This is a genomic window from Paenibacillus radicis (ex Xue et al. 2023) (genome assembly GCF_024722015.1).
Classification (GTDB): domain Bacteria; phylum Bacillota; class Bacilli; order Paenibacillales; family NBRC-103111; genus Paenibacillus_S.
On record NZ_JANQBD010000008.1, the window covers coordinates 140,507 to 166,024 of the forward strand.

The window sequence follows — 25,518 nt, forward strand, 5'->3', positions numbered from 1 at the left end:
CACTCCTTCGCATGAAATGAAATTACACCAAATGGTGTCTTTATTTTATGACACTATATAGAGTCCTGTCAACAAGAAGCATCCACCTTCTTTCCTTAGCTAATCAACCGTTTTCATGCGAAGATGAAAAAATACTATTGACACGACACCAAATGGTATCCATATTTATTGTGAGGAGGAAACAAATGATCGAGATTGTCGGTGCGGAAACCAACCGCGAAAGAAGAAACCCATTCCCGGGGAAAAGTTATCACTTATTGTGTTACAACGGCGCTGCTTGCATTCGTTGTTGGGAGCGGAGGAATCGAGGATATAACCAATCAATGGGGGACACTCGAGACGGTGGATATATTAGGGTATCCGGTATACTTTCTGGCAGAGGCGGAGGAGATCCCGCTTCATGAATTGTCGGCACAATTTATTATGGGCCGTACTGCGGTATCCAAGCATTTTAAAATCCTTAAAGCGGCTAGGTTGGTGCTTGCTTGATCGAAAAGTCGGCAGAGAAACGCGATTCAGGCTGAACGCCTCTCCTCTTCAAGAAATTCAGGTTTGGGTGGCTTCCTACAACAAGTTCTGGAGCAAAGGCATGTTGGGATTGAAACGATTATTGGAGGATGAAGAAAAATGAGAGAAACCTTGATCATGGATTTTCAGTACAACACATCGATCGAGAAGGTTTGGTCCGCTTTGACCGATTCAAACAAGCTTGCCCAGTGGGTCATGGACAATGATTTTAAACCCGAAGTAGGACATCGGTTTCAGTTTCGCACTCAGCCGGCCGAAAGGTGGAATGGAATTATTGACTGCGAAGTGCTGACTTTGGACGCACCTAATCGGTTGTCCTACACTTGGGTCAGCGGTGGACAGAATAACACAGTAACCTGGACATTGCAGGACCTGGGGAACGTCAAGGTGAACCTTTATCTCGAACAATCCGGAATCACGAATGAGTATGTACTCGAAAACGCGAAGCGTGGCTGGGCTGCAATGAGCGGCACGCTTGAAAAGGTATTGGCAGAATAACCTCCCGTTAGCCTCCCATGCATCCTCTGCGTTGCACCACAGAGCATGAAAGATAGTCCGTTCTTTCATGGTAGTTGCTGGAAAACATAAACCGGCTGCATGCCGTTTGCAGTCGGTTTATTGTTTGTTTTGGACAATATGCTTGTTGAATGAATACATTCAGTCTTTTGCGTTATTGTAGCTTTAGGTAATCCTTTGATGTAATCGCCAGCTTTTCCCCTGCTCCGCACGGAGCGTGCCAGTTTCCAAAGCATTCCGCGCTCCATCGAACGAAAAGTAGTCGTTCATAGGTTCCACGTTACTTCTGTAAATGGGATTGTCAGATCGGTCCCAATTCGCATCAGCAAGTTTTCAATCTCACTTCCGACCCATACTGGAGCGGAATCTTACAAATCTCATTCTTATTTCTGTTGAGTCCTGTATTACAAAATCATTTGCCAACAGATAATTTCTGGCGTCGGTAAAGCTTTTTCCTACAGTGATTAATGGAGTGCATGGTTCGGCACTTCCTGTGATTGTGAATTGGGTGATCCTAAAATGGCGATCGTGGAATAAATTTACAGAATCTAATTCTGTTCTGCGACGACGTTTACGACCTTTACATATAAATGATGGAACAGACAGCATTGAATTTCCAATTCGAGTACTAATCATGTTACTAGTCTTTACGATTTTATTCCGTCTCTTCTCGCGGCGCTTTCTTCCTCCACATCCACAAGATCCACACGAACATGACATTCTGATACACCCTCTTAATTAAATTAAATTATGGTGTATCATATGTAATAGCTTGGTCAAGTACGTGGACAAGTACCACGTAACAAAATGCTATGTGAAGGTGATGTTCCATAACATGATCTATTTTTTCCACCAAGTGCTCGTCGGAATTTCCTTAGAAGCTATCACAACAGTTTCGCCGATTTTTGGAGTTGCAATGATGACCTTTTGTGCTGAAGCCGCTTTCGTGACCCGTTCTATAGGATCAGTCCATAAGTGAAAGGCTAGCGTGAACGCTCCCCAATGAATGGGAATCAAGAGCTGTCCTCTAAGATCAAGATGAGCTTGCACCGTTTCTTCAGGCTTCATATGAATCAACCACCGCTCGTCGTATTGCCCACATTCCATCATGGTCAAGTCAAACGGTCCGTATGTTTCACCGATTTCCTTAAAGTGAGGACCATAGCCGCTATCTCCGCTGAAGTAAACCCTCGTCTCACGTCCGACGATCACCCATGAGCACCACAATGTTGAATTACGATTAAATAACCCTCTTCCTGAGAAATGCCTCGCCGGCATACAAGCCAACGTGAGACCATCGATCACTAGCTCTTCATACCATTGGTGCTCGGAAATTTTTTCTGGAGCGACACCCCATTTAATCAAATGCCGACCTACTCCTAATGGCACGATAAATTGACGGGTTTTGTCATTTAGTTTACGAATTGAAGAATAGTCCAAATGATCATAGTGGTCATGGGATAAAATGATCGCATCAATCGCGGGAAAATCCTCTGGCTGAAGAGGCAGATTCTTGCTGTATCGTTTCGCACCAGCCCACGGAATTCGAGTGCCTAGCATCGGATCAAAGAGAAGTCTTTTACTCTCTATTTCAAGTAGAAAAGCCGAATGGCCAAACCACGTTACACGTGCAGCATCCGGAACAGTAATTTCATCAGCTAACCGAAAAGTCTCTACATCAACATTAGCTGCAGGCTTTAGTTTCGCTCTTCCTAATAGAGTATCCCTTAATATACTGAATATTTTCGTTAAACCCATTCTCATATTGGTCGGAATCTGATTTTCATATTTTTTCATGGTTATCATCTTTCATTCAATCATTATCTTCGCAACGTATTTCTATACTCTGTTTATTTCTATTCTATGAATTGTTTATCCTTCATCCCTTCCATCATTTTACTAGTTATTGACCGTCGTTTCGTTCATATTAATTCTATAAGAGTCATAAATTGGATAACCGATCATTTGTGTAAGGCATGCTTTAAAGCCGTAGTATATCCTTTTACAATTCTCTGGCTGATTTCAGCAGTAGGAAAGTATTCTTCAAAGCCGTGAAAACATCCGGGGTATAAATGAAACTCTGTTGGCACACCAGCCTGCGTTAGCCTTAATACATAATCGATGGTTTCATCACGAAATGGATCTAAGTCACCAACACATGTGTATGTGGGTGGAAGTCCTGTCAAATCGTTTGCACGTGCTGGAGCAGCATATTGGGATACTTCATCTATTTCCCCTAAATACATTTTCCATCCAAATTGGTTTTTTGCTTTATTCCATACTCTTTCATCTGTTATTTCATTACTGGACTTAGTAATGTTCCGATCATCAATCATTGGGTATAGAGGCATTTGGAATATTATAGAAGGCCCCTTTCGATCTCTTGCCAAAAGGGATACTGCAGCCGTTAATCCACCTCCGGCACTGGGACCAACTACTGCGATTCTAGATGAATCAACCCCCAGTTCTTCAGCATTTTCAGAGAACCATTTGAGTGCAGCATAGCAATCTTCGAGTGGGGCCGGAAAAGGATGTTCTGGAGCCAACCGATAATCCACTGAAACGATGACGCAATTGAGTTCGGTTACTAGTTGTTGCAAAGCAGGGTCCATCATATCAGCAGATCCAAGGATATAGCCACCGCCATGAATATATAGAACACCTGGAAGGGTTTCATCCTTCACTCTTGGTTCATAAATTTTGATCCGAACATCTGAATCCCCTTCTGCTCCTGGAACATGTTTCTCTAATGTTAAAACTGCATCATTAATGGGCAGCGATCCAGCTATACCAGCAAACATCTCATTCATCTCGTTCCTTTTGGCACCTAAATTCTCTTGGGTATAAATGACTTCTGGTATATAAGAAAACATTTCTTTAATTTCCGGATTTAGTTTACTCTCCATAATCCAATCATCCTTCGTTTATAGTTTCACACATCAATTTTAGTCCGATCCATGCCTTGTCCTTGTTGGCAATAGTTGAAAATGTCCACTCTCAAATTGCTGTTACGCGAATGTTTCATAATGAGCAACAAACCCTCAGAATCTGCACGTGGTACATCACTGAGGCATTTATCGCTTTTCATTTTAAGGACAAGTGCTGGTTTTGGTTATTTAAATCCTTACTTTCCTTGCATATTTCTCCATGCTGTTTGCCCCATCAATTCGCGCATGGTAGTCATGTACGTTTCTTCCGACGTGGTCCATCTTAGTCTAGCAGTTTCTTCCGCATCCGGACCTGCAAGAAAACGTAGTTGTTCAGACTCATCGCTGGCAGCAGCGTAAATCTGATCGGCAACCTGGTTTTCATCTGCATTATTAAATGGATAGTTCATCATAGATTGCATCATGTGATCAAAATAGAGCTTGTACGATTGTGGAACAGACACATCTTGGGATGCGGACATGGTGTTCGACGCGAAGCTCGTTGTTCGCATGGCACCTGGTTCCACCAGTTTGACGGAAATATTTTGCGATTCAAGCTCGTACGCTAGTGATTCCGAAAGCCCTTCGACTGCATGCTTTGTCGCGGCATAGATCGTAAGAAGCGGGTTTGACGCAAAGCCCAAGTTCGAAGTGATATTTACAATGGTTCCGCCGCCTTGCCCGCGAAAATAAGGTGTAACCGCCTGAATGACGTTCATGGTACCGAAGACATTGGTCTCGAAAACCCCGCGGATTGCATTCATAGGTGTTGTTTCAAACACCGAGAGGATGCTGATTCCAGCGTTGTTCACAACGGCGTCTATCTGGCCAAACCTGGAAATTCCTGCCGAAATCGCGGCCTCTATGCTCGCAGGATTTGTAACATCGAGCTCCGTTACAAAAATCCGCTCGGGATTTTCCGCTACCAAGCTCTGGTCCGGTTTGCGCATCGTCGCAACCACGTTCCATCCCTCATAAGCAAACTTCCTGGCTGTAGTATTTCCTAATCCGGTCGAACACCCGGTGATCAATACGGTTTTTGTCATAGAACTATCTCCTTCGAATAATTTTTTGTTTTTCTTTCTAAGCTTACATGGTTGAAGTGACTCTAAGTCAATTGCATATATCTACTCCTTATTGGTAAAGGATTGTATTTGACTCGATGTAAGTTCTGATTGTAAAATATGTTAGAGTAACTCTAATCAAAACAGGCGGTGAATGATATCTTATGGGTTATTCTATTAAGGAAATTTCCGAAAAAATGGGCATTACTCCATATACACTTCGTTTCTATGAGAAAGAAGGCGTGTTGCCAATTGTTGAACGAGATGCGAATGGGGTCCGCATGTTTAGTGAACACTACATCGATTGTATTGAGACGGTACAAGCCCTGCGTTCAACAGGTTTACCACTAGCAGAAATAAAACAATATGTGGAGCTTTATAAGAGTGGGGATAGTACATTGCAAGAAAGGAGAAAGTTGCTGGTACTCCAGAAAAGCAAAGTGGAGGAACAAATAACACTTTTATTGAAAACACTGGAAAAGATCAATTACAAGGTGGCGTTAATCGATGTCCAAGATAACAAATTTGAAAAGCTGCCGTAATATGAAGGGCAGCTTGAATCGTATCCTTTTAAATCAGATATTCTCTCCCTAAATACCTCATCTACTTTAGTTGGAATTAACGCATAAACTGGAGCTTACCCCAAGTTCCTTTACTCCAGAACAATAGCAGCTTATTACTCCAAACTACCAGCCATCACATCATACTTGAGTATAAATTCACCTTTTCTCCAGCCATCGTTAACATCATCATCGAAATCCATTGATCATTCATAACCGCGTTCATCTAGCCATTCTATGGCAAATTCCATATCATCATTTTGTAAATGACACAAATCTCCCTACATAAAAAAAAGCCTGATTCCTCAAGCTTTTCTTCCATATGTTATTATTTGTGTCATTGGACAATCTCAAAGTGCATGAAATTCATCAAACTTTGCCTTTATAATTCCTGATACTTAGTGGAGAAGAACAACGATCCTTTTGTCGGGCAAAATACTCTAAACTGTTTCCGTGCTCACCTAAGTGTTAATAATCTTTCTTGCTATATTTTATATCCTTAATTAAACCCAATACAAAACTAACAGGAACCAGTATCAAAGGAATTAAAGCTGTAAAAACCATTAGCCATAAAACTGCACCGCCTATTACTGAAAAACACATAAATGAGAATACGTATATATTAAAAATAATTAAAGGATAATTCAAACAACATAAATATATTACTTTTTTAAAATTTATAACTACTAAGATAAGATAGCCTGTTAATATTGGAGTAGTCATTAAAAAATATGGTAAAATTTTATCCTCTTGCGGATCTCCTCCTTCACTAAAAAAATGATATTGTTCCCCATATGGGATTACTACGAAGATTAAATATAATACAATCACTATGGATACTGCTAATAAATAAAGACTCATATTTGGCTGTTTTGCAAACATAAAGACCTCCATATTAAATAAACTCCTATCTGTCACGAACAATAAAATTAGAGCAGGAATTCTATATATATCCCTAAATTGTACCATAATGTAGTTATAGAACTACTCGTTACTTAAATAAACCAAAAGAGGAGCTGCTTGGCGGCAAACTCCTCCACTACCGTTTCTCGTTAGTTGAATAACATTTTTTTATTTCCGCCAAAAAGTTGAATAGTCTGCTTTATCCAAAATATTAAACTCGATTATTTTCTCAAGTAATTCGTATTTCACCGGCTCATTCCACGGTATTCTAAATAATCCTTTGGTAGCGCTATAGCCAGCTTGTACAATGTTATCGGCAAAGTGCGCGATGCATACTTCTTCGGGTGAAACGCTCAAATGATGCTTCGCTGTGGAAAAGCCTATAATAAATGTGCCGTGATCGGAATACATTGGCGTATTCCACTTGATTTGCCCTTCCAAATTCGGGAATTTGTTGGCGACCCACGCCAAAATCTCCTCCGTTCGGTCGCGATGGTCGGAGTTATCAATACGCGCTAAATATTCGTAAAAAACTTCCACGTTGTACCCTCCTAAAATAACTATGTCATTCAGAGAAATTCCTCAATCCCTTCCATCGTTAAAACTCCATACAGAAACGCTAAAACACTTCCCCCCGGTTAATTGAATACTCTCTATGTTCAACGTTCAACTGATTCTCTTCAGGGTCTAATCTTCTATTAATATATCATAAAACATGCGATTCCCATTCAGCTATCCTGCCCATACTTCAACGGAAATAAAAAAGGAGCCACTACAAGCAACTCCTGCACTCTCGTTCTCCCGTTAGCTGTTAGCTTAACGTTATTTTCTAGAACTCAGTCTTATTTTTCCGAAGGGTATCCACTTATCCATGATTTATAGACCATTGAGCAAGCATTTTCCTCTGACGAATCTCTAAATTCCTATAAGGAGCTGCTGGATCAAATATTTATTGACATATAGTTCTTTCCTTCAACAAAACCAAGACTTTCATACATCGCTTTAGCCATATCAGACGAATGTAGCAGGATTTTTCTAATTCCCTGTGTCTTCAAATCGTCTATTGCTTCACTAATAAGTTTGGATACTATACCTTGACGACGGTAATTTGGGATTGTGAAAACATTAGTCATGTATGCAACTAATCCAGAAGGATTTTCAAATCGTGGTGCAAATCGACATAAGCAAAAACATACTGCTGATACAACTACTCCGTCATCATCAGCAACCCATACAACGAGTGACTTGTCTGATAATGAAGAATCAAAGTAGTTTCTAAATGTTTCATCCATACTACTGTTGTTCTCATGACATAGCAATATCTTACGAAATTTAATTAACTGCGGTATATCGGTAGTAATAGCTTTTCGAAACAGCATGATTGACTTCCTTCCTATTCAAATTATAAATTTTCAAATATTAACTACTAACTGAATTATTATACAGAAAATAAAATATATCCACTAGATAAAGAGGTCTATTACTACAGAAACGGTAATGCAATCTTGTTTAACTTTATATCTGTATTTTATAACATCTAAAATAAACACAGTATGTTTATAAAAGTGCCTAAATTTAAGGATTTCTGCATAGTTCATCGTTGTAGCAACACTATCGTCTCCACATGGTCGAATGCATAAAACTCAAACACCCACTATAATGTCTAACGTCGATACTTCAACATTCAACTCTATTTTCCACTTTACCACTATTCCTTCTCAGCAAATGCTTCGAGAAATCTTGCATACATAGGCCATTACTAATAGCTTTACGATTTGCGGGAGGTTTTTTCATTACAAGCGAGGTGCAGGCCTCTTGACGAGAGGATAAATTTGTAATAATATAATGTCAGTCACCACTGACAGACATTTCATATTCTACAGAAAGGGAGGGAGTTGATCATGCGTCAAACTAAGCAAGGGAGCGCGGAGAAATTGTTACGGGCTGCGATTGACCTAATCTCGGAGAAAGGCTACCACGGCGTCACGACAGAGGAAATCGCTTCATATGCCGATTTAAGCGAAAAGACGCTTTTTCGACATTTCGGTAGCAAGCAAAATTTGCTTGAAGCCGCCCTTGAACGATTTCAGTATGCCGAAGAGATGCGAGTACTCTTCAACGAGCAGATTGTATGGGAGTTAGAGGTCGACCTACTAGCCATCAGCAGAAAATATCATGACATCATGAACCGAGACCGAAAGCTGATTCTGATCGCCTTAAAAGATGAGGTCCATATCCCCGGCTTTAAAGAACGTCGACTGCAACATCCCCGCCAATTGTTGACGTATCTGACAGATTACTTTATAACGATGTGCGAAAAAGGAAAAATAGTCTGTACGAACCCCACCATGCAGGCGTTTACATTCTTGATGGCTCAATATGGCGCGTTCATTAACGATTTGGAAGCTGGTAACAATTATCCTGATATCAGTCTCGATCAGTTCATACAAGAGAACGTGATAATCTTCGTCCAGTCTCTAACTCTTTCCAAAACAAGCTGTGAAAAGGAGCGGCAAAAGAAATGATGAATCAGGAAGTTTCCGCATTTATCGAGAACCTTAGTCAACCATGGCAAATCGAGGTCAGCAACCAACTACGCCAGATGGTCCATCAGGTTATTCCAGAAGCCGAAGAACGCATTCAGTACAAGAAGCCCCATTTCCTGAAAAATGGACACTATGCGGCGGTTATATCACCATCGAAAGATACTATTGCATTCATGATCATGAATTCTTCCGGCCTTACGTTTCCGAAAGGATTTGAAGGGCCAGACGAGAGGAAATGGCTAAAAATCCGTAAAGAGGATACACCCGATTACGATCTCCTGGCCGATCTTCTGGTTCAGGCTTCAAGCACTCTGTAGTAAATTAGGGGAATAGTTCCCTTCAAAAAACAAGGAGGATTTTCATGGATAACAATCTGAATCAATCATTCGAAATTGCTTTTACACGTGTATTCGATGCCCCTCGCAAACTCGTATTTAAAGCATGGACAGAGCTCGAGCATTTCGCGAAATGGTGGGGACCAAAGGGGTTCACCCTCGAAGTCATTAAAATGGACGCTCGATCAGGTGGCGAGTTTTTAGGTTTTCAGACTTCTCCTGACGGAAATCACGTTATGTGGGGAAAATTTGCATACCAAGAGGTTGTCGAACCTGAGAAAGTGGCTTTTATCCAATCCTTTTCCGATGAGCAAGGCAATACGGTCCGAGCGCCTTTTAGCGCGAGCTGGCCTCTTGAAATTATGAATATCATCATGCTAGAAGATGACGAAGGTAAAACTGTTTTAAAACTGAAAGGTGGCCCTGTGAACGCTTCCGCTGAGGAACAAGAAACCTACAACGGTATGGTTCCAATGCTTCAACAAGGTCTTGAGGGTACTTTCAATCAACTTGCCGACTATCTTGTCTCCCTGAAGTAGAATGCGATAAAAAAGTTAATCGGCCAAAAAAACCTTAATCACTTTGAGCATTACGTTTCAGCTGGGAACGTTTGTTCAATTAAAGAGCAGCAGTCTAGGACTTTATTTTCTCGTCCATGGCTACTGCTGTTTCGTTTTTCGCGTCAGTCTAATACTTATTTTTCGGAGTTTGACGAATTGAACAATTTCCTTCTTTCTATTAAGTTCTTTGTATATAGCAAAAAACCTGTCATTTAGACAGGTTAATGATTCATGGATTTGTGCAGTACCAAGAATGCCACTACAAATACTTTATAGAAGTCTTCAATGCTCCACATTAGACTCAGAGGTTAACTGGTACACATGTATTTTAACAAATGGAAGCGGCTCATAACTTCCGGCTTCCGTAATTTCACTTGTTTATAGTAAGCCCGAATATGTATCTCCTGAATTTCACTCTAGCGTCGCGTTCAGACGATCACGCGGTAGTGAAGATGAACAACGCCGCTTCGGAAGCAGCGCTCACCGAGCAGCTCGAGCCGCATGCGGAGGTTGTCCGGCAATGCTCGCTTACCTCCGCCCAAGACGATCGGATTTAGAAGCAGATGACACTCGTCGATCAGTCCCGCGCTCATCGCCTGCCCAGCAAGCTCGGGGCCGCCAATCGTAATGTCGGCTCCTGAAGACTCCTTCAGCCTCCGGATCGCATCAGGATCGAATTCGCGCTCGATCCTAGTCCTGGCGCTTGAAACCGCCTGAAGCGTCCTGGAATACACGATCTTCTCAGCCGCTCGCCAGATCTGCGCGAACTCCCGCATTACCTCCGGTTGATCGCCGGGCTTGGCGCTCGCCGTCTCCCAGTACACCATCGACTCGTACATTCGACGCCCGAATAGGTAGGTGCCAATCGGCCGCTCGAAGTCAGTCCAGAACGCAAACACCTCGTCATCAGAGATCGTCCACTCGAAATTGCCGCGCTCGTCCTCAATGTAACCGTCCAAAGATACGTTAGCAGCGTAGATCAGTTTAGCCATTTCAATAACGCCCTCCAATTTTCAGTTTCCAACGAGACCAAGGCCTGCCTCTCTGAATTTGAACAAAGAAATATCTATTTCCATATTGACAAATATTGGAAGTATCCTGCCCGTTACTTCAATGAGAATCGAAAAATACCCCGCATCGCTGCAAGCTCCTCTGCTATCGTGTCCCGCTAGAATCCCTTACCAACCCATAATTTGTGTTTCTTTTTTTGTATAAAAGACAGTATTGTTTTTTATTAATCTTCCCAGTAAAACAATGCGTCAAATACCTTATACCCATCATCGTTTAATATAGTTCTAATTTCAGTTTCAAATGAAAGTTGTTCCTTAACGACCCTCTTAGTCAAAAATTCTATTTTGTACTCCGTAATCTTACCCAATTGCAGACCCGGTCGATTGCTACACCATTGATCAGCTAGTTCATTTTCGATATAGATTCTCGGAGACTCTTTGGAAGATTTTTAACAACCAAATCGTAAGAGTGATCAATCATTGCAAAGACATCCGATACTGGCAAGGAACCATCGATTGTAATTGTATTCCAGTGCTGTTTATTCATGTGGTACGCTGGTCGAACGGTCTCATGTTGCTCTCTTAAGTTTTCCGCAATCACCGGGTCACATTTTAGGTTTAAGTACCCTTTATTCTCAAAAAAAAGAGCGAACATTTTACCCGAAATTTTTAGCACCAATGGATCGGGTCCGAAGGGATAATCCTTAGTCGCTCCTTTCTTCTTTAAACAGTATTCGATGATTTTATTCTTCAAATCAGCACCTCTTCTTCTCTTCTGAATCAACTTGAATAAATTTACTGTCACTGAAGTAGATTTTATAACTCAAACCGTTTGCCAATATTCCCAGTAGAGTCACCTCAAACTTCATAATTCCAATTTCATGAATGCACTATAGGGGTCCTCAATGTAATCTGAAAATGGTTCACAATACTGAAACCCGAAACTTTCGTAGAGTCTTCTAGCCGGTTCGAAAGCCTCCATCGATCCCGTTTCCAAACTTAATCGTTGGTAGCCACGTCGCTTGGCTTCTTCAATGATGTGTGTAAGGATTCCCTTCGCAACCCCTTTTCTAAGATGTTGTGTAGAAGTACGCATTGACTTTACCTCACCATGTTGATCATCAATTTCCTTAAGTGCTCCGCAACCCACTAATTGATCTTCTTCCCACGCGCTCCAGAATGTAACATCTGGCTTTTTCAATCCTTCAAGATTTAAGGCGTGTATACTTTCTGGTGGAGAATGAAGAGTCATACTTTGAAGGTGTTCGCCGATTAATGAAGCCACTTCAGGTCCACTTAAATCATCTAATAAGATAATCAGAAATACCACTCCATTTCCTGTATTTACTTATTTGCTAGTTTCAATTTCCACATTCTTTCTTAATTATCCTGCATGTACTTCAATAAAGAAAAGAGGAACTGCACAGCTGCAGATCCTCAACTATATAATACTGAAATATCTTATAATAATCTCTACCGTTGATTACCTTTTAGATCTAACGGGGACGGAAACTCTATGAGTGTCGCGATGGATCGCGGACAAGTCCAATCTTTAAACACCGAGGCGATCCGACTTATTTGGAAGGATGCATAGAAAACTCGTATTATCAGGCTGTTATAGAGATTGAAGAATGTTCAATATTTCTTTTGGCTCCGTCCGTTTTGTGTAATCTGGGTCAACGCTCGCAAAACGGATAACACCTTGCTTATCAATAATATAAGTTGCAGGTACAGGAAGCTCCCATGAATCGTCGCCGTTATGTTCATCTAATGCAGCTCCAAGTGATCGATGAAAATCATGCAGATCTTCCCGGAGCTTGAATTTGAGCTGATACATCTTCGCTACCTGATTGTGCAAATCACTCAAGACATGAAAGCTCAATTCGTTCTTTTCATGGACGCTTAACGAATGGTCCGGTGTTTGAGGACTGATAGCCAACAGTTGAGCGCCGGCTTCATGAATGTTGTCAATGATTCGCTGATAAGCTCTTAATTCTAGATTGCAGAACGGGCACCAGCCCCCACGGTAAAAGGTAAGGATAACATGACCCTTCGCGGTTTTTTCCGACAAGGTAATATTATTCCCTATTTGGTTACCCAAGGTGAAGTCAGGCGCCATTGCTCCAACAGCCAAACCTTTAGCAGTGCCTGATTCCCGGAGCTCCTGGGTCGAATGCACGAAGGCTTCTACGACCTCCTTAGGAAGAACCTCCAAACCATGCTTCGCCTGTGCATCCAGCTCATCTTGTAATTTTAGATATTGCGAGTTTGCCACTGTCCATCTCTCCTTCCCTAATATATGACAATCGTAGCACTCTCATAACCAAGCCTCTACCAGTGGGCGGAGACCGGTGCTGGTTTGCGGGATTATCCGCATCATCACAATCCAAAAAACTATTTCAAAGAGTGATTAGGGGAAGAACTTAGCGAACGTCGAACAAACTCGCCAGGGTTGACGCCATATTTTTCGCGGAAAACTTCCGCAAAATAACTGGGATTCGAATAACCCACGGCATAAGACACCTCAATCACGCTGGTACTACCATTCTGCAGCAAGCGATACGCTTTTTCCAGACGTTGATCCTTTAAGTAACCGAACACCGTTTTGCCATACATTTCTTTGAAGCCAATCTTTAATTTATAGTCATTCAGGCCAATCATTCGAGACAGATCCATAAGTGAGGGCGGCTCCACCATCTGCTCCAAAATTATTGCCCGAGCTTGTTCAATTTTTGCCATATCGGTCTTGGATAACTTGGTTGATGCTGACTTATCGTCCATTAAGAAGGAGCCGAAGGCTAAAGACATCAATTCGAGCATTTTACACTCTATCTCGAGGTTTCGAACTGCATCATATGTTTGAGGAGGACGAACGTCGCCGGATCTATAGTCTCCTGGAACATGCGGTACGGCTTCTCACCAATGATTCGATTAAATTCGACCGATTGAGCACCGCCAGTCTCTTCCATAAACTGATGAAAGGTCGACACAGGGATACCGATACTCAGCATTTTAACAGATTGATCTTTTTTAAAATGCATGCTGGCCTCCGCAGGATTAGCAAATTGCAGAGTGTGGCTACCAGGGGCTACCTCGTACTGCACACCGGCGACTTGGATTTCTCTAGTACCTTCTAAGCAGTAGCTCAACTCAACCATGGGTGCATCTGTGTGAAAATTCACATTACTGTTGTGATGCAGCTTAAACTCAGCAATAGCCACCCCTAAATCAGAACGGGGTACAAATCGGTGAACAGAGCCCACTCCTATCCTTGAATGGAGCTTCATCAGTTCAGTCCGGTTATACGTAAACCTGTGTATTTGAAGACCGTCGAAGAGAAGATTAAAGTTCTGATGAAAGTCAGTAATACCCATAGCTCAGACACCCCTCATGCAAATAATAATTAATTATATGTGTTGTTCGGGTGATTTTCAGATAGTTCTGTTTAGTGATGCTCGAACCTATCTCAGATGAACCATTTCCACCGACATAGACACAACTTTCTATAATTCAAATAGACGCTCGGCGCTAACCAATTGTTTTACTAAACTGCTAGTTTGGAGAACGCTCAGCCCTTCGAATACCTATACTCTCCTTCTTTGAGATCCAAATCATGCTTGCTGAAGAGATATTATTTTATGTATTGCATATATATAATCACGATTCCAAGGTCGGCAAACATATGGCTTACAATTGGGGTGAGCATAGATCGCGTTCGATGACGAATCCATCCCCATAGTACACCTGCTGCAAAAATAGGAACCGCAGCAATAACGTTAAGCGGCCAACTGAAAACCGGTACAATGACAACAAGATGATAAGCTGTAAACCAAAAAGAAGCATGAAGCAAGCTTTTCGCAGAACCTGGGGTTTGTCCAATCCTGCGGTATAAGTATCCGCGCCAATAGATTTCTTCCAAAATAGGATTGAGCAACACCAATACGAGCAGCAATAGAACAGACTGGTCACCGAAAAAATCACTCTCCAAACAAGCTTCTCAATCGCACGATATCGAACAACATGTCGTGCAAATAATAAGCGCCAATTAGGAGAGCTATCAAAAATGAGAGTCCTAAGCCAAGTCCGACTATCGTTTGCCGGGCGTTTACAGTCAACCCCCAACTGCGGATCGTATGAGTCAGACTTTGTTCTCGAAACAGTAGGTAATCTAAAAACGGTACTGTACCTAACCAACTGTAAAAGAGCACAAACGTAAGTACTACGCTGTGCCCCAGTCCGAGTGCCACCAATACAGTTGGGGCCAGTCCTATCACATAACGGTTCATAATAATCTTCTCCCTAATTGAGACATTTTCCAAATTCTGATGGGAATATCATATCGGGAACTGTTCGGCAAGTATAGTACTAATATCATATAGTACCGATAAGATTTTCCTATTAACAAACGGCATCTGTTTCTTTAGAAAGTAGTATTTGACTTGCTTCAAACATAAAACAGCGGCATACTTAAGACTTTAAAAAAGTCTAAGTATGCCGCTGTTTTATTAAGATATAGTTCTCCGTCCCTCAGTATTAAGGATTTATCTCACGAATACTCATTCATTCGCAGGATTTCATCACTTTGGTTATCGTAAACGAAATAAAATTGGACTAATTCGATCCTAAGGTGGCCATTTAAGGCATGCGGGAACAGAAGAAATAGTTGGAACATTTCTCCATTTTAGAAATCTACTGCACGCATACTCCACATTTCCCTGAAGATTGACCATCCCAAGGCTCTACGGGTCGTTGCCCTTTCATTCCTTCGTTACACCTATCCAAGGTGTGGAGACCGATAGCGTTTAGCGGATGGGTCTGTGCCCTTTTGGAGAACGAACTCGGTCCTCGGTGCTTTCTTTGTTCGAAATCCTGCGAATGAATCAATCTACGTTACTTCAAAATATTAGGCTGCCTGAACGTATGTAAGAACCGTTTTTTCTGGAGTAAATGATTCCTCATGCTGTACCATTCCGATTAAGATTCGTGCCAATTTTCCTAGCAGTTTGAATATGGACTTCTGCTTACTCATATGTTTGATCTGCACATTATTCTCATGCAATTGCCGAAAAACTGGGTTTGTCCCCACTAATGTAAGGGTGGCCAGATACATATATTTTCGTAGTGTGGAATCTCCTCGTTTAGAGAGCACGATCTGCCCTTTCCTCTTTCCCGACATGCTTTCTGCCAAGTTTAAACCGGCTTTACGTAGAAGCTGACGACCGTGAACATACTTTTTCAAGTCCCCTGCACCAGCCAGAATTGCTGCGATATAAATCGTGCCTAGACCTTTAACGGATCGAAGTTGGCTAGCAATTGGAATCTCACCAAGTAAACCAGCAATTTCTTGTTCTAGCTGGTTCAGTATACCGACAATACGCTCGTACTCTTCTAGTAAGCGTTGTAGGTCCTGCTTGGCCTCACTGAGTGCAACAGACTCCCCAACGCTCTGTTCTGCTTTAGCAAGGAGTTCTGCTGCCTTCTGAATGCCCGTGGATCCACCAGCTCGTTTCATATATTTTCTCCATCCTGTAATAGTCTCTACCGTTGATTGACCTTTTAGATCTAACGGGGACGGAAACGCTTTGAGTGTCGCTATGGATCGCGGACAAGTCCAATCTTTAAACACCGAGGCATACTCAGGAAAGCGAATATCCAGCCATCGGATGATCCGATTCTGCATTCGAACACTATTCGTGACCCAAAATTCACGATCGCTCATAACGGTACGTAACCGTTGAAAATGGGTTGCTTGCCGAGTGTACTCATAGTAGTAGCCACGGCCAACAACATCTGCAATAACAAGAGCATCCTTCGGGTCACTCTTGGAAGGACAATTATCTCGGTTCTCTTTGTTTCGTTTTGTCGTTGCAGGATTCACTAAAACAACGTGTATTCCTTTCTGGGCAAGCCAATTGGCCAAGTTATACCAGTAATGTCCCGTCGGTTCCATGCCTATTATGATGCGATTTAGCCGGTGTTTTTGTTGCAAGCCACCTATCCATCGATGTAATTTTTCAAATCCCTGGATTGTGTTTTTGAGCGAAAGATGCTGGTTTGTAAGGACAATTCCACGGTAGTTAGTTGCTTGAGCGACATGGGTTTCCTTTGCCATATCGATACCCACAATAAGATGAGAAGTGGTAATTCGTTCAATCCGTTGATTTTGTCCATCCGATTGTTTAAACTTCATAATAAGAGCGCCTCCTTAATGGTGTTGGGTATTTACCCGTCGACAAACCCATCATACCGAGGCGCTCCTTTTTTGACAAAGCCCATTTCTTAGGCTATACAGGAATGTTTAGTTGAATCATACTCCTATTTTGACTTGTCGTTTAACAAAAGTTTCTTTACCTCTTGCCAATTATTAACTCGTAAGTACCTTGTTTCATGGATATTATGCGGTGCAGTAAATAAAAGTCCCTGTCCAATAAATCGCTCAATATTTTTAGGACTATCGTCAATAAGATAATCCGCACGAATGATACTTTTATCACCGCAGAACACGAAATTCCTATCTGTTAAAAAGGGAAAGTGTTCTTTAAGCCATTCATATTTTGCTGTAAACGATGAAGGATGTTCCATAGCGGCGGTTACAATAAAAATTTCATACTGCTCGCTTAGGTCTTTGATAACTTCTTGACTTCCATCAATGACGGCCAAATCACGGAAAAATATTGAGTCATCAACATATGCAAGAATTTCCTTAGAAATATGAGGACGTATGTTCCAAAGTCTTGTTCCATACAAATCTTCTTTAGTCAAAGTTTCACTAAAATCTTTATTGTATAAATTCAAATGCTTAAAGTGAAAGTCTGCGATTACTTCGTCCATATCTATTGCTATCCGTTTCAACGTCAACACCCCCTGCGGCTACCGATGTAATTAGGCTATCTGTGTCCCATTAGTTAAGTGACTTTAAGGCTTAAAGCTTCGATTACCTTAGATACGTGCAAGTCGTCTTTTAATTCATTAATTGATCTCCATCTGACATCACTGAGAGTTTGCTTATCAACGGGTAATTCGGGGTCGAAGCCCAGACTAGGTAACTCGTCTTCATCAATTAATTCAAGCAGATAACAATTTTCCGTTCCTCCAGTATATCTATGGGTGAATAGAAACTTCACTACTCTACAAGATAAGTTGACTTCTTCTTTCACTTCACGAATAACGGCTTGTTCGAATGTCTCACCGTTCTCCAATCCACCACCTGGCAGGGTCCAAAATTCCCTATCCTTGTATACCTCCTGCACCATAAGAATATCATTATCTTTGATGATAGCTCCAAATGCTCGGGGTCTTTCGCCGTTCATAAGCTTCTCCTCCTTCAAAGTTGCAAATATAAAAACAACATGCACTGCCACTGATTTGTCACCGGCAGCCTGCTGTGATTGTGCTATCGTACCTTGCGCTTTGACAGTAATGTGAGGCTCCACAACATCGTTAAGACGATTACTAGGCCAACGAATACGATATGCTGCTATTTTTTCTTTATATTCATCTGGCGGGACAATCCCAATGAAATTAATCCTTGTATTATATATAGTCGTCCGACACCTCTCGAGCCATCAATAAATCTAAAACTCCCTGCTAGGCAAGGAGTTTTAGATTTATTGATTTAATTTAGAGTCATACACTGAATCACCGTTATTGTTCGTCCGCGCTGGGTCCGTATATCCCTGGAACCGGTATTCCGAGCAACCGGAGATAGACCGTCAACTGACCCCGATGATGATAAACGTGATTGAACATCAGTGTACGCACCATGTCGATCCGGGGCGCTTCCAAGACGGTCTCCCCCTTGCTGACGAGCTTCCAGGTATCCCTTAGCCCGTCTTCTCTCCATTCCCGAAGCTTGCTTTCAGCGAGAGACACACTCCATTCCAGCGCTTCGAGCAGTTCTTGCCGTGTGGTCGGCTCCGGCAGCGGAACGACCGGAACTTCGCTGACCGCCTCGTCCAATAATAGAGCCAGCCCTCCGGGCACGCCTGCTGCGTGTAGGGCGAGCTGTCCTAAAGACATCGATCTCGGGTGCGGTCTCCAAGAGAATTTGTCTTCTGGGAGCCTTTCGAGAAGCGATCGCGTCGATTCGGCTTCCCTTTTCAATTCGCCGCTCCAATCCTCAATAACATTCATAATAATATCCTCCTCTGGCCAAGGCCGTTCATCACCTCAATCCTATCACGTCATGCGCGCGAACGTTTCTTACGGATTGCGAAATTCGTCTCCAGCAGATTGAGATTACGCGGCGATTTGCTTAAGGACCTCCAGTGTTACCCGGTCCACAAATTTACTGAACTTCTCTTTTCCTTTAGCATTCTCTTTATAAAAACTAATGATATTGGTAACGGACTGCACAAGCTGCTCTTGGGCGATCCCTGACAAAAGAAGCTTTCCTACTGATGCTTTTAGGCTCTTAGGTTCACCTCCAACGTAAACATCAAAGGTCTCCTTCATTTTTACAACTCCAATATCTTTAAGCATCGGTTCGCTTGTACCGAGTGCACACCCTGCATAGCCTACTTTGATAGGAATTGGCGTTTCGATCCCGGCGACTGCTTTATTCAGTATGTGTGCCATCTCCAACCCTGCTTCTTCAGCGCCCCTGCAGAAATTGCAGGCAATTAGACTTTTAACACTAAAACCTGCAGAGTAGATCTCCAATCCGATCTTTTGTAGGTTATTTTTAACGTCTTCGACCCTATCGGTATCGACTTCTACATACATTTGTTTGAATGAAGTCATTTCAATCTTGCTGCCGGGTCCTGCAAGTGTACCAATCGCGGCTAATTGCTCCGCTGTAAACAGGCTTCCTCCGACTTGAATCGGGGGTGAAACGGCAATTTTTATTTTCTCTCCCATGCGTTCATCCTCCTTTTTATATTTATTAATTGCACATTCACAACAAACTGACTGTGAAAACTTCCCCATTGTGCTGGAACTGTCCCCATATCTTATAAATTCCAGTTTTCGGGAAGGATGTCGCAAATTTGGCATCAGGCCCCGTCGCTTTTTCCTCCAGTGGGTGCACATGCCGTTCATCCCTTCCTTTGAGTTCGTATTGCCGCAAGTGTACTCCCATATCCTATAACACGGCCAAACTTGTGTTTGGCCGGTAGTATAGTCGTTAACTCTTACATCGCTGAGGATGTACTGTGATCTGCATGTTTCGGAGTACGAATAAACAATAGGGCAAGCAAGGCTCCTGCTGCTGCTATTACACCTGACCAGAAAAATGCAGCTTGAAATCCGAGGTTTAGCGCTACAACCTGATCTAAGGTTTCGTTTGTCGCAGTAGTCGCTCCAGCGATGGCGACCATAGCTGCCAGTCCGATCGCGGAACCTATTTGATAACTGGTATTCGCCAAACCTGAAGCAAGACCGGCTTCCTCCGGTTTTGCACCCGACATGGCAGCTATCGTCGCCGGGATATAAGCAAGCGACATTCCTAATGCACCAAGCAATGATGCAAGTAACACATGAGAAACAAAATTCCCGCCTACCGGTGTATTTCCGGCGAAAATGAACAAGGAAACGGAGAGTGCAATTAATCCTAACACCATGTTCATTTTAAATCCGAATTTTGCAATCATTTTGCCCATGAGTCCAACCATGAGAATCATAATGAAGACCGTCATGGGGAGTAAACCGAGTCCCCCAGCAAATGCAGAATACTTTAATACTTGCTGTAAGTATAAATTCAGAAAAAACCATAACGGGATCCAGGCACCCGATAGTGCGATTAATGCAAGATTACCCGCCAATAAATTCGGAACGGAGAAAATACGGAGAGGTACTAATGGTTCTTTTTTTATTGATTGAATAATAAGGAACAATATGAATAAAACAACTGATATCCCTAAGAACCAAACGGTTGTTGAGGAGCTCCATCCATTATGCTCTGCAGTAACAATACCGTATACCGCCATGACTAAAGCACCTGTAACCGATAAAGCTCCGGTCATATCAACAGTGCCCTTTCTGCGTACACCCGCAGACAAGAGTCTGGATGACATCAAAAGAACGATAAGTCCAACTGGGACGTTGATTAAGAAAGTCCACTGCCAGCTTAACCATTCTGTGATGATACCTCCTAAAAACACACCCGCTGTTCCTCCTGCTGCTGCCGAAGCACCCCAAAACCCTAAAGCTTTACCTAGTTCCTTCGGGTTACCATTAAATAGAATCATCACAATGGTAAGCGCTGCTGGCGCAATCAATGCGGATCCGAATCCTTGCAAAGCACGCCCTACATTTAATGATCCTTCATTCCATGCGACACCTGCTAATAGTGACGCTACCGTAAGAATCAGGAAGCCGAGCATAAAGATGCGCCGTTGTCCGAATAAATCCGATAGCCTTCCGCCAAGTAACAGAAATCCGCCAAAGAAAATAACGTAGGCGTTGAAAACCCATTGAAGACTTGCTTGTGTATATCCTAGAGCATCTTTAATAGCAGGTAATGCAACCCCGATGATGGACGTATCCATAATAACCATGAAATTAGCCAGACATAATAACGCCAAAGCACTCCAACGCCGTGGATCAGGTAATCCCGCTGCTTGCGCTTGATTCGCCATAATAATTACCTCCTTTTCTTATCAATACGGGGTTACGAGTTTACAACAGAGTCTCGTGACGGCCGTCCTGCCGAGCCCATTAATCAACTCTCCAACCATGTATTAACATTAAATATAGTATACCCCCGTTACCTATATTGTCAACACATTAACTGAGTAGTTTGTACTAAATTGTGTCATTGGACAAATAATTAGTTAATTGCATACCTCCGCAGAAAGCAAAAAACAGTGGCAGCCTTGGAATTAAAACCCTGGCTGCCACTTTATTATCACTTATTCATTTATTGAAAGTATTTATTAATTACGAGGTATAGCGAAGAGCCCTTATTATTTACCATTCTGAGCCTTGTAATTTTTTACATACTCGTCTTGAACTGCCTTGCCACCCTGATCCATGTACTGTTGTACTAATGTTTTGTACAGGCTATCCACTTCGGCTGGCTTAGCAACAATTAGTTTTGCAAGCATTTGAGCTGAAAGATTCTTAAGTGCTGCATTGTTTTTTGCATCAGCTGCATTCGGTAATGAATAGAAGTATTGAGTATAATAGTCCACCATACCTACCTTTAAAGCATTCTCAGCATCCTTTTCATATCCAGGATATCCTGCAGAAATTGCAGCATTATTCTTCTGCTGATCACCAAGTTCGATACCGTTTGTAAGAATATCATAGTCGAGGTTGTTTGCAACAGTCATCATCTTATCGCCTGTATTTGTTGTTCCTGTCTGTTTTGGAACACCATTAACCATGTTGTAGTCCACGCCTTCTTGACCGTTCTGGAGGAATAGGGTTACCTTTGGGTCAGCCATCCAGTTGAGGTACTGTATTGCAAGGTCAATATTCTTGCTTGTTTTAGGAATAATCATATAAACACCATTTGGGCTGTACCCGTTTTTAGGATGTTTGCCTGCATCATTCTGCCATGGATCGATAGGAATAAGCTGAGCACCAGGAACGTTCTTTACAAGGTTGGCATAGGTGCCGGGAGCTGTCCTGTACGGACCATCCCAGTTAGTCTGGAATGCTCCGACTTTTCCATTGGAAATATCTGCATCCAACAGTTTTCCATCCTTGTCAGTTGCGAAATTCGGGCTAACCAAGCCTGCATTATACATCTTGTTCGTATATTGAACAGCTTTATCAAACCCTGGCATATTCCAGTTTGCTAACCAGATAGGTTGTGGTTGAAGTGTAGCAAACTGTTCTTCAGTAAGGTTAGATGGTCTAAAGGCTTCTGGGATATAGCTCAATCCGGGATTTAAAGGTTGTAGGGAATAACCATAAGGAATAACACCGGTTACATTTCCAGGGTTTTTCTCTTTGAATGCAACCATGGTGTTATAGAACTGTTCCGGTGTAGTGGGAACAGGAAGACCCAGTTTATCGAGCCAGTCTTTACGGATAAAAGTATTTGAACCTGCGAGAACAGTTCTCTTGCCCGGTACAGAATACTGCTTGCCATTAAATTTGCCATACTTTAATACATCATCGCCAAGATACTTTGTAAGAATAGGTCCATGCTGCTTGAGTACTGAATCAAGCTCTGCCAAACCACCCTGCTGTACATAATTATAAACAACACCCTGGTTGTATGTGTAGGAAATGTCAGGTGCCTGGCCTGCTGCCATCAATACGTTCAACTTGTCTACTTCCTGGGCTCTAGGTACTGAAACAAAGTTTACTGTGGCATTAAACTGCTTGCCGAAATTATCGTTGATATACTTTGTCCAGAAGTTATTATTCAAATCCGGCTGACCAGGTTTGCCTCTGTCGAAAACTTCGACAGTTAATGTTCGATGTTCTTTTGTAGTGACTGCTGCCCCATTTTGTGTGCCGCTTGATGAATTACTCTGACAGCCGGCCAACGCAATTGTTAGCGCTGCCAAAGAAACACAGATAGATCTTTGTGCCGTTACCTTCAAAGAAACCACTCCTTTTGTAAATTTGTAATTTAGCAATTTATATAAATTCGCGAAATAGATTAAATACTCCATTTCACTTACCTACATCAACCTTTAACGGCACCAATCATAATGCCAGATACAAAGTACTTCTGGAGCCACGGATATACTAAAAGAATCGGAACTGTACCAAACATAATACTTGCCGCTTTCAATGCCTCTGAAGGCAGATTTACATTGACATTCTCGCCCGACATTTGCTGCGAAATATTGATGACATTATACAGCTTAAGCTGTATCGTATACAGATTTTGGTCTGTAATGTAGAAAAGAGCATCCTGAAAATAATTCCACCTGAATACCGCATATAGTAAACTGACTGTGGCAAGTGCTGGCTTAGAAAGAGGCAGCACAATCTTAAGCAGAATCTGCAGTTCGTTGCATCCGTCCAGGTGTGCAGCTTCCTCCAAGCTATCAGGTAAGCTCTGGAAGAACGATTTCAAAATGATCATATAGTAAACGCTCAACATACCCGGAAGAATAAGTGCAAATGGAGTATTTAAAAGATTCAGATTCTTTACATTCAGATAATCCGGAATTAAACCACCGCTAAAATACATGGTAAACAGCATCATTAGCAATAAAGTATTTCTGCCCTTGAGTCTTTTTTTAGTCAGCGGGTAAGCCGCCAATATTGTAACCGTCAATGAAAGGAGCACAAATGCAACTGTCAGGATCACCGTATAAAACAATGAGTACAACATACCGGCATCACCGAAAACAACTTTATAAGCTTCTATATTAAAGTCTATAGGATAGATGGTAACTGCCTGGGATATAATTGCCCTATTTGAGCTCAGTGATTGCGAAAGAATATAGAGAAAAGGAACCAGGCATATAAAAACCGCAATTAAAACTACAAATGCTGCTGTATAATCAACAATTCTATTTTTTATATTTTGTGACATTGTCAGTTCCTCCTTACCATATTCCATTTTCGCCTAATTTGCGTGTAATAAAGTTGGAAGTTACCAGAAATATTAAGCAAATTACAGACTGGAACAGGCCGACAGCTGCACCAACAGAAAAGTTCGCAGATTGGATACCTACACGATAAACATAGGTGCTGATAACGTCACCAAAGTCCATAACAAGGTTGTTTTGAATGGTAAATGGACGGTCGAAGTTAATAGCCATAATATTACCGAGCTGCAGTATCAGAAGGATCGCAATGGTTGGTCTGATACCTGGCAGCGTAACATGCCAAATCTTCCTGAATCTTCCTGCACCATCTGCGTCAGCTGCTTCATACAACTGCTTGTCAATTCCCGTCATAGCAGCAAGATACAAAATTGTACCCCATCCTGCATTCTGCCATACTCCAACTAAAGCATAAGTTGCAACCCATGCATATTTGTCCGTGAGGAACGGTAACGGTTGTCCACCCATATGGCTAATTAATGTATTTAACATCCCTGTAGGAGAAAGTAACTGAGCAACAATCCCGCCGATAATAACCCAGGAAAGGAAATGCGGCAGATACAGTATTGTCTGACTTACCTTCTTAAACTTATTCCATACCAGTTCATTTATTAAAATAGCCAAAATAATCGGTGCTGGAAATCCCACAAGCAAATCCAAACCGTTAAGCATCAAAGTGTTTCTAACAACCTGAAAGAATTGTGGTGATGCAAAAATTTGCTTGAATGTTTCAAAATTATTCCAGGGACTCATGTTGACTCCCTGAAAAATGTTGTAATCCTTAAAAGCAATCTGTATGCCATACATGGGAGCATATTTAAATGTCAATAAATATGCAACAGGGATAATCAACATAAGGTAAAGTATAAAATCATATTTTATATAGTAAAAAAATCCTTTCTTTTTTTTCAGCGGCTTTCCAACACTATGCTTTTTATCCAGAGCAACACTACTATTCATTGCGTTCATAAACTACAACCTCCATTTACGGCTCTTCGCTATACTTCGTAACTAAAGTTATGTTCAACGGATGGTAATGAACCGTCTTTTTTCATGGGTTTTAGCTCGGTACGATACGAACTAAGGTTGCACATTTTTCAACCTGACTA

General features: G+C 41.9%; 28 protein-coding genes and 1 pseudogene. 6 read left to right on the forward strand and 23 right to left on the reverse strand.

Annotation, left to right across the window (positions count from 1 at the left end):
• Positions 1 to 312: 312 nt before the first annotated feature.
• Positions 313 to 631: pseudogene (locus NV381_RS12755) on the forward strand (ArsR/SmtB family transcription factor).
• A complete protein-coding gene (locus NV381_RS12760) occupies positions 628 to 1,026 on the forward strand; it encodes an SRPBCC family protein (protein WP_258213672.1) in 399 nt (132 codons plus the stop codon). The pseudogene NV381_RS12755 and the gene NV381_RS12760 overlap by 4 nt, the downstream one beginning before the upstream one ends.
• A gap of 858 nt (positions 1,027 to 1,884) precedes the next feature.
• Here NV381_RS12760 and NV381_RS12765 read toward each other — a convergent pair.
• From NV381_RS12765 to NV381_RS12775, 3 genes are all read right to left on the reverse strand, one after another.
• A complete protein-coding gene (locus tag NV381_RS12765; RefSeq protein ID WP_258213673.1) occupies positions 1,885 to 2,841 on the reverse strand; it encodes an MBL fold metallo-hydrolase in 957 nt (318 codons plus the stop codon).
• A gap of 164 nt (positions 2,842 to 3,005) precedes the next feature.
• Positions 3,006 to 3,950 carry an alpha/beta hydrolase gene (locus tag NV381_RS12770; RefSeq protein ID WP_258213674.1) on the reverse strand — a complete coding sequence of 315 codons (945 nt, stop codon included), beginning with the start codon at positions 3,948 to 3,950 and terminating at the stop codon, positions 3,006 to 3,008.
• A gap of 218 nt (positions 3,951 to 4,168) precedes the next feature.
• Positions 4,169 to 5,017, reverse strand: coding sequence for an SDR family oxidoreductase (locus tag NV381_RS12775; RefSeq protein ID WP_258213675.1), 849 nt, complete (start codon positions 5,015 to 5,017; stop codon positions 4,169 to 4,171).
• A gap of 182 nt (positions 5,018 to 5,199) precedes the next feature.
• On the opposite strand from NV381_RS12775, the gene NV381_RS12780 reads away from it, so the two are divergent.
• Positions 5,200 to 5,577 (forward strand): MerR family transcriptional regulator, encoded by a 378-nt coding sequence (locus tag NV381_RS12780; RefSeq protein ID WP_258213676.1) that lies wholly within the window; start codon positions 5,200 to 5,202, stop codon positions 5,575 to 5,577.
• Positions 5,578 to 6,063: 486 nt separating this feature from the next.
• Here NV381_RS12780 and NV381_RS12785 read toward each other — a convergent pair whose 3' ends face one another.
• The 3 genes from NV381_RS12785 to NV381_RS12795 all read right to left on the reverse strand — a co-directional run bounded on the left by NV381_RS12785 (position 6,064) and on the right by NV381_RS12795 (position 7,877).
• Positions 6,064 to 6,477 (reverse strand): hypothetical protein, encoded by a 414-nt coding sequence (locus NV381_RS12785; RefSeq protein ID WP_258213677.1) that lies wholly within the window; start codon positions 6,475 to 6,477, stop codon positions 6,064 to 6,066.
• A 189-nt stretch (positions 6,478 to 6,666) separates the two neighbouring features.
• On the reverse strand, positions 6,667 to 7,038 hold the full coding sequence (locus NV381_RS12790) for an iron chaperone (RefSeq protein ID WP_258213678.1): 372 nt from the start codon (positions 7,036 to 7,038) through the stop codon (positions 6,667 to 6,669).
• Between the two features lie 401 nt (positions 7,039 to 7,439).
• A complete protein-coding gene (locus tag NV381_RS12795) occupies positions 7,440 to 7,877 on the reverse strand; it encodes a GNAT family N-acetyltransferase (protein WP_258213679.1) in 438 nt (145 codons plus the stop codon).
• 522 nt (positions 7,878 to 8,399) lie between these two features.
• Here NV381_RS12795 and NV381_RS12800 point away from each other — a divergent pair.
• From NV381_RS12800 to NV381_RS12810, 3 genes are read left to right on the forward strand one after another with little or no spacing between them, the layout of a single operon-like run.
• Positions 8,400 to 9,023, forward strand: a complete 624-nt coding sequence (locus NV381_RS12800) for a TetR/AcrR family transcriptional regulator (protein ID WP_258213680.1) — start codon at positions 8,400 to 8,402, stop codon at positions 9,021 to 9,023.
• Entirely contained in the window at positions 9,023 to 9,361 is a 339-nt protein-coding gene (locus tag NV381_RS12805; protein WP_258213818.1) for a DUF1801 domain-containing protein, read from the forward strand. Before NV381_RS12800 ends, NV381_RS12805 begins: the two co-directional genes overlap by 1 nt.
• Positions 9,362 to 9,405: 44 nt before the next feature.
• Positions 9,406 to 9,918: an SRPBCC family protein gene (locus NV381_RS12810; protein WP_258213681.1), complete on the forward strand. Its 513-nt coding sequence runs from the start codon at positions 9,406 to 9,408 to the stop codon at positions 9,916 to 9,918.
• A 449-nt stretch (positions 9,919 to 10,367) separates the two neighbouring features.
• Here NV381_RS12810 and NV381_RS12815 read toward each other — a convergent pair whose 3' ends face one another.
• The 17 genes from NV381_RS12815 to NV381_RS12890 form a co-directional block, all read right to left on the reverse strand.
• Positions 10,368 to 10,931, reverse strand: coding sequence for a dihydrofolate reductase family protein (locus tag NV381_RS12815; RefSeq protein WP_258213682.1), 564 nt, complete (start codon positions 10,929 to 10,931; stop codon positions 10,368 to 10,370).
• Between the two features lie 421 nt (positions 10,932 to 11,352).
• Positions 11,353 to 11,703, reverse strand: coding sequence for an MmcQ/YjbR family DNA-binding protein (locus tag NV381_RS12820; protein ID WP_258213683.1), 351 nt, complete (start codon positions 11,701 to 11,703; stop codon positions 11,353 to 11,355).
• Positions 11,704 to 11,814: 111 nt separating this feature from the next.
• Positions 11,815 to 12,270, reverse strand: coding sequence for a GNAT family N-acetyltransferase (locus NV381_RS12825; RefSeq protein WP_258213819.1), 456 nt, complete (start codon positions 12,268 to 12,270; stop codon positions 11,815 to 11,817).
• A 294-nt stretch (positions 12,271 to 12,564) separates the two neighbouring features.
• The gene (locus NV381_RS12830) at positions 12,565 to 13,224 is read right to left on the reverse strand and encodes a peroxiredoxin-like family protein (protein ID WP_258213684.1); all 660 of its coding nucleotides are present in this window, start codon (positions 13,222 to 13,224) and stop codon (positions 12,565 to 12,567) included.
• A 119-nt stretch (positions 13,225 to 13,343) separates the two neighbouring features.
• Positions 13,344 to 13,769 carry an AraC family transcriptional regulator gene (locus NV381_RS38190; RefSeq protein WP_308861839.1) on the reverse strand — a complete coding sequence of 142 codons (426 nt, stop codon included), beginning with the start codon at positions 13,767 to 13,769 and terminating at the stop codon, positions 13,344 to 13,346.
• A gap of 8 nt (positions 13,770 to 13,777) precedes the next feature.
• Positions 13,778 to 14,323 (reverse strand): AraC family transcriptional regulator, encoded by a 546-nt coding sequence (locus tag NV381_RS38195; protein WP_308861841.1) that lies wholly within the window; start codon positions 14,321 to 14,323, stop codon positions 13,778 to 13,780.
• A gap of 257 nt (positions 14,324 to 14,580) precedes the next feature.
• On the reverse strand, positions 14,581 to 14,937 hold the full coding sequence (locus NV381_RS12840; RefSeq protein ID WP_258213685.1) for a CPBP family intramembrane glutamic endopeptidase: 357 nt from the start codon (positions 14,935 to 14,937) through the stop codon (positions 14,581 to 14,583).
• Positions 14,927 to 15,235 carry a hypothetical protein gene (locus NV381_RS12845; protein WP_258213686.1) on the reverse strand — a complete coding sequence of 103 codons (309 nt, stop codon included), beginning with the start codon at positions 15,233 to 15,235 and terminating at the stop codon, positions 14,927 to 14,929. Before NV381_RS12845 ends, NV381_RS12840 begins: the two co-directional genes overlap by 11 nt.
• 617 nt (positions 15,236 to 15,852) lie before the next feature.
• Positions 15,853 to 17,139, reverse strand: coding sequence for an IS110 family transposase (locus tag NV381_RS12850; protein ID WP_258213687.1), 1,287 nt, complete (start codon positions 17,137 to 17,139; stop codon positions 15,853 to 15,855).
• A 125-nt stretch (positions 17,140 to 17,264) separates the two neighbouring features.
• Complete coding sequence (locus NV381_RS12855; protein ID WP_419182264.1) at positions 17,265 to 17,810, reverse strand: 5' nucleotidase, NT5C type; 546 nt, start codon at positions 17,808 to 17,810, stop codon at positions 17,265 to 17,267.
• Between the two features lie 44 nt (positions 17,811 to 17,854).
• Positions 17,855 to 18,259 carry an NUDIX domain-containing protein gene (locus tag NV381_RS12860; RefSeq protein ID WP_258213689.1) on the reverse strand — a complete coding sequence of 135 codons (405 nt, stop codon included), beginning with the start codon at positions 18,257 to 18,259 and terminating at the stop codon, positions 17,855 to 17,857.
• Positions 18,260 to 18,593: 334 nt separating this feature from the next.
• Complete coding sequence (locus tag NV381_RS12865; RefSeq protein ID WP_258213690.1) at positions 18,594 to 19,082, reverse strand: DinB family protein; 489 nt, start codon at positions 19,080 to 19,082, stop codon at positions 18,594 to 18,596.
• Between the two features lie 105 nt (positions 19,083 to 19,187).
• Positions 19,188 to 19,808 carry a nitrite reductase gene (locus NV381_RS12870; RefSeq protein WP_258213691.1) on the reverse strand — a complete coding sequence of 207 codons (621 nt, stop codon included), beginning with the start codon at positions 19,806 to 19,808 and terminating at the stop codon, positions 19,188 to 19,190.
• Between the two features lie 272 nt (positions 19,809 to 20,080).
• Positions 20,081 to 21,526 (reverse strand): MFS transporter, encoded by a 1,446-nt coding sequence (locus NV381_RS12875; protein ID WP_258213692.1) that lies wholly within the window; start codon positions 21,524 to 21,526, stop codon positions 20,081 to 20,083.
• Between the two features lie 327 nt (positions 21,527 to 21,853).
• On the reverse strand, positions 21,854 to 23,458 hold the full coding sequence (locus NV381_RS12880; RefSeq protein ID WP_419182267.1) for an extracellular solute-binding protein: 1,605 nt from the start codon (positions 23,456 to 23,458) through the stop codon (positions 21,854 to 21,856).
• A 77-nt stretch (positions 23,459 to 23,535) separates the two neighbouring features.
• On the reverse strand, positions 23,536 to 24,396 hold the full coding sequence (locus tag NV381_RS12885) for a carbohydrate ABC transporter permease (RefSeq protein WP_258213694.1): 861 nt from the start codon (positions 24,394 to 24,396) through the stop codon (positions 23,536 to 23,538).
• A gap of 13 nt (positions 24,397 to 24,409) precedes the next feature.
• Positions 24,410 to 25,378: an ABC transporter permease gene (locus NV381_RS12890; protein ID WP_258213695.1), complete on the reverse strand. Its 969-nt coding sequence runs from the start codon at positions 25,376 to 25,378 to the stop codon at positions 24,410 to 24,412.
• Between the last annotated feature and the right edge of the window lie 140 nt (positions 25,379 to 25,518).

Excerpts from the sequence above, each read along its gene's own strand:
- NV381_RS12845 (WP_258213686.1), bottom strand. The coding sequence starts at position 15,235 with ATGAACCGTTATGTGATAGGACTGGCCCCAACTGTATTGGTGGCACTC.
- NV381_RS12795 (WP_258213679.1), bottom strand. The coding sequence starts at position 7,877 with ATGCTGTTTCGAAAAGCTATTACTACCGATATACCGCAGTTAATTAAA.
- NV381_RS12865 (WP_258213690.1), bottom strand. The coding sequence starts at position 19,082 with ATGAATGTTATTGAGGATTGGAGCGGCGAATTGAAAAGGGAAGCCGAA.
- NV381_RS12785 (WP_258213677.1), bottom strand. The coding sequence starts at position 6,477 with ATGTTTGCAAAACAGCCAAATATGAGTCTTTATTTATTAGCAGTATCC.
- NV381_RS12810 (WP_258213681.1), top strand. The coding sequence starts at position 9,406 with ATGGATAACAATCTGAATCAATCATTCGAAATTGCTTTTACACGTGTA.
- NV381_RS12875 (WP_258213692.1), bottom strand. The coding sequence starts at position 21,526 with ATGGCGAATCAAGCGCAAGCAGCGGGATTACCTGATCCACGGCGTTGG.
- NV381_RS12770 (WP_258213674.1), bottom strand. The coding sequence starts at position 3,950 with ATGGAGAGTAAACTAAATCCGGAAATTAAAGAAATGTTTTCTTATATA.
- NV381_RS12775 (WP_258213675.1), bottom strand. The coding sequence starts at position 5,017 with ATGACAAAAACCGTATTGATCACCGGGTGTTCGACCGGATTAGGAAAT.
- NV381_RS38190 (WP_308861839.1), bottom strand. The coding sequence starts at position 13,769 with ATGCTCGAATTGATGTCTTTAGCCTTCGGCTCCTTCTTAATGGACGAT.
- NV381_RS12800 (WP_258213680.1), top strand. The coding sequence starts at position 8,400 with ATGCGTCAAACTAAGCAAGGGAGCGCGGAGAAATTGTTACGGGCTGCG.
- NV381_RS12815 (WP_258213682.1), bottom strand. The coding sequence starts at position 10,931 with ATGGCTAAACTGATCTACGCTGCTAACGTATCTTTGGACGGTTACATT.
- NV381_RS38195 (WP_308861841.1), bottom strand. The coding sequence starts at position 14,323 with ATGGGTATTACTGACTTTCATCAGAACTTTAATCTTCTCTTCGACGGT.
- NV381_RS12780 (WP_258213676.1), top strand. The coding sequence starts at position 5,200 with ATGGGTTATTCTATTAAGGAAATTTCCGAAAAAATGGGCATTACTCCA.
- NV381_RS12870 (WP_258213691.1), bottom strand. The coding sequence starts at position 19,808 with ATGGGAGAGAAAATAAAAATTGCCGTTTCACCCCCGATTCAAGTCGGA.
- NV381_RS12805 (WP_258213818.1), top strand. The coding sequence starts at position 9,023 with ATGAATCAGGAAGTTTCCGCATTTATCGAGAACCTTAGTCAACCATGG.
- NV381_RS12885 (WP_258213694.1), bottom strand. The coding sequence starts at position 24,396 with ATGTCACAAAATATAAAAAATAGAATTGTTGATTATACAGCAGCATTT.
- NV381_RS12850 (WP_258213687.1), bottom strand. The coding sequence starts at position 17,139 with ATGAAGTTTAAACAATCGGATGGACAAAATCAACGGATTGAACGAATT.
- NV381_RS12890 (WP_258213695.1), bottom strand. The coding sequence starts at position 25,378 with ATGAACGCAATGAATAGTAGTGTTGCTCTGGATAAAAAGCATAGTGTT.
- NV381_RS12765 (WP_258213673.1), bottom strand. The coding sequence starts at position 2,841 with ATGAAAAAATATGAAAATCAGATTCCGACCAATATGAGAATGGGTTTA.
- NV381_RS12760 (WP_258213672.1), top strand. The coding sequence starts at position 628 with ATGAGAGAAACCTTGATCATGGATTTTCAGTACAACACATCGATCGAG.
- NV381_RS12860 (WP_258213689.1), bottom strand. The coding sequence starts at position 18,259 with ATGAACGGCGAAAGACCCCGAGCATTTGGAGCTATCATCAAAGATAAT.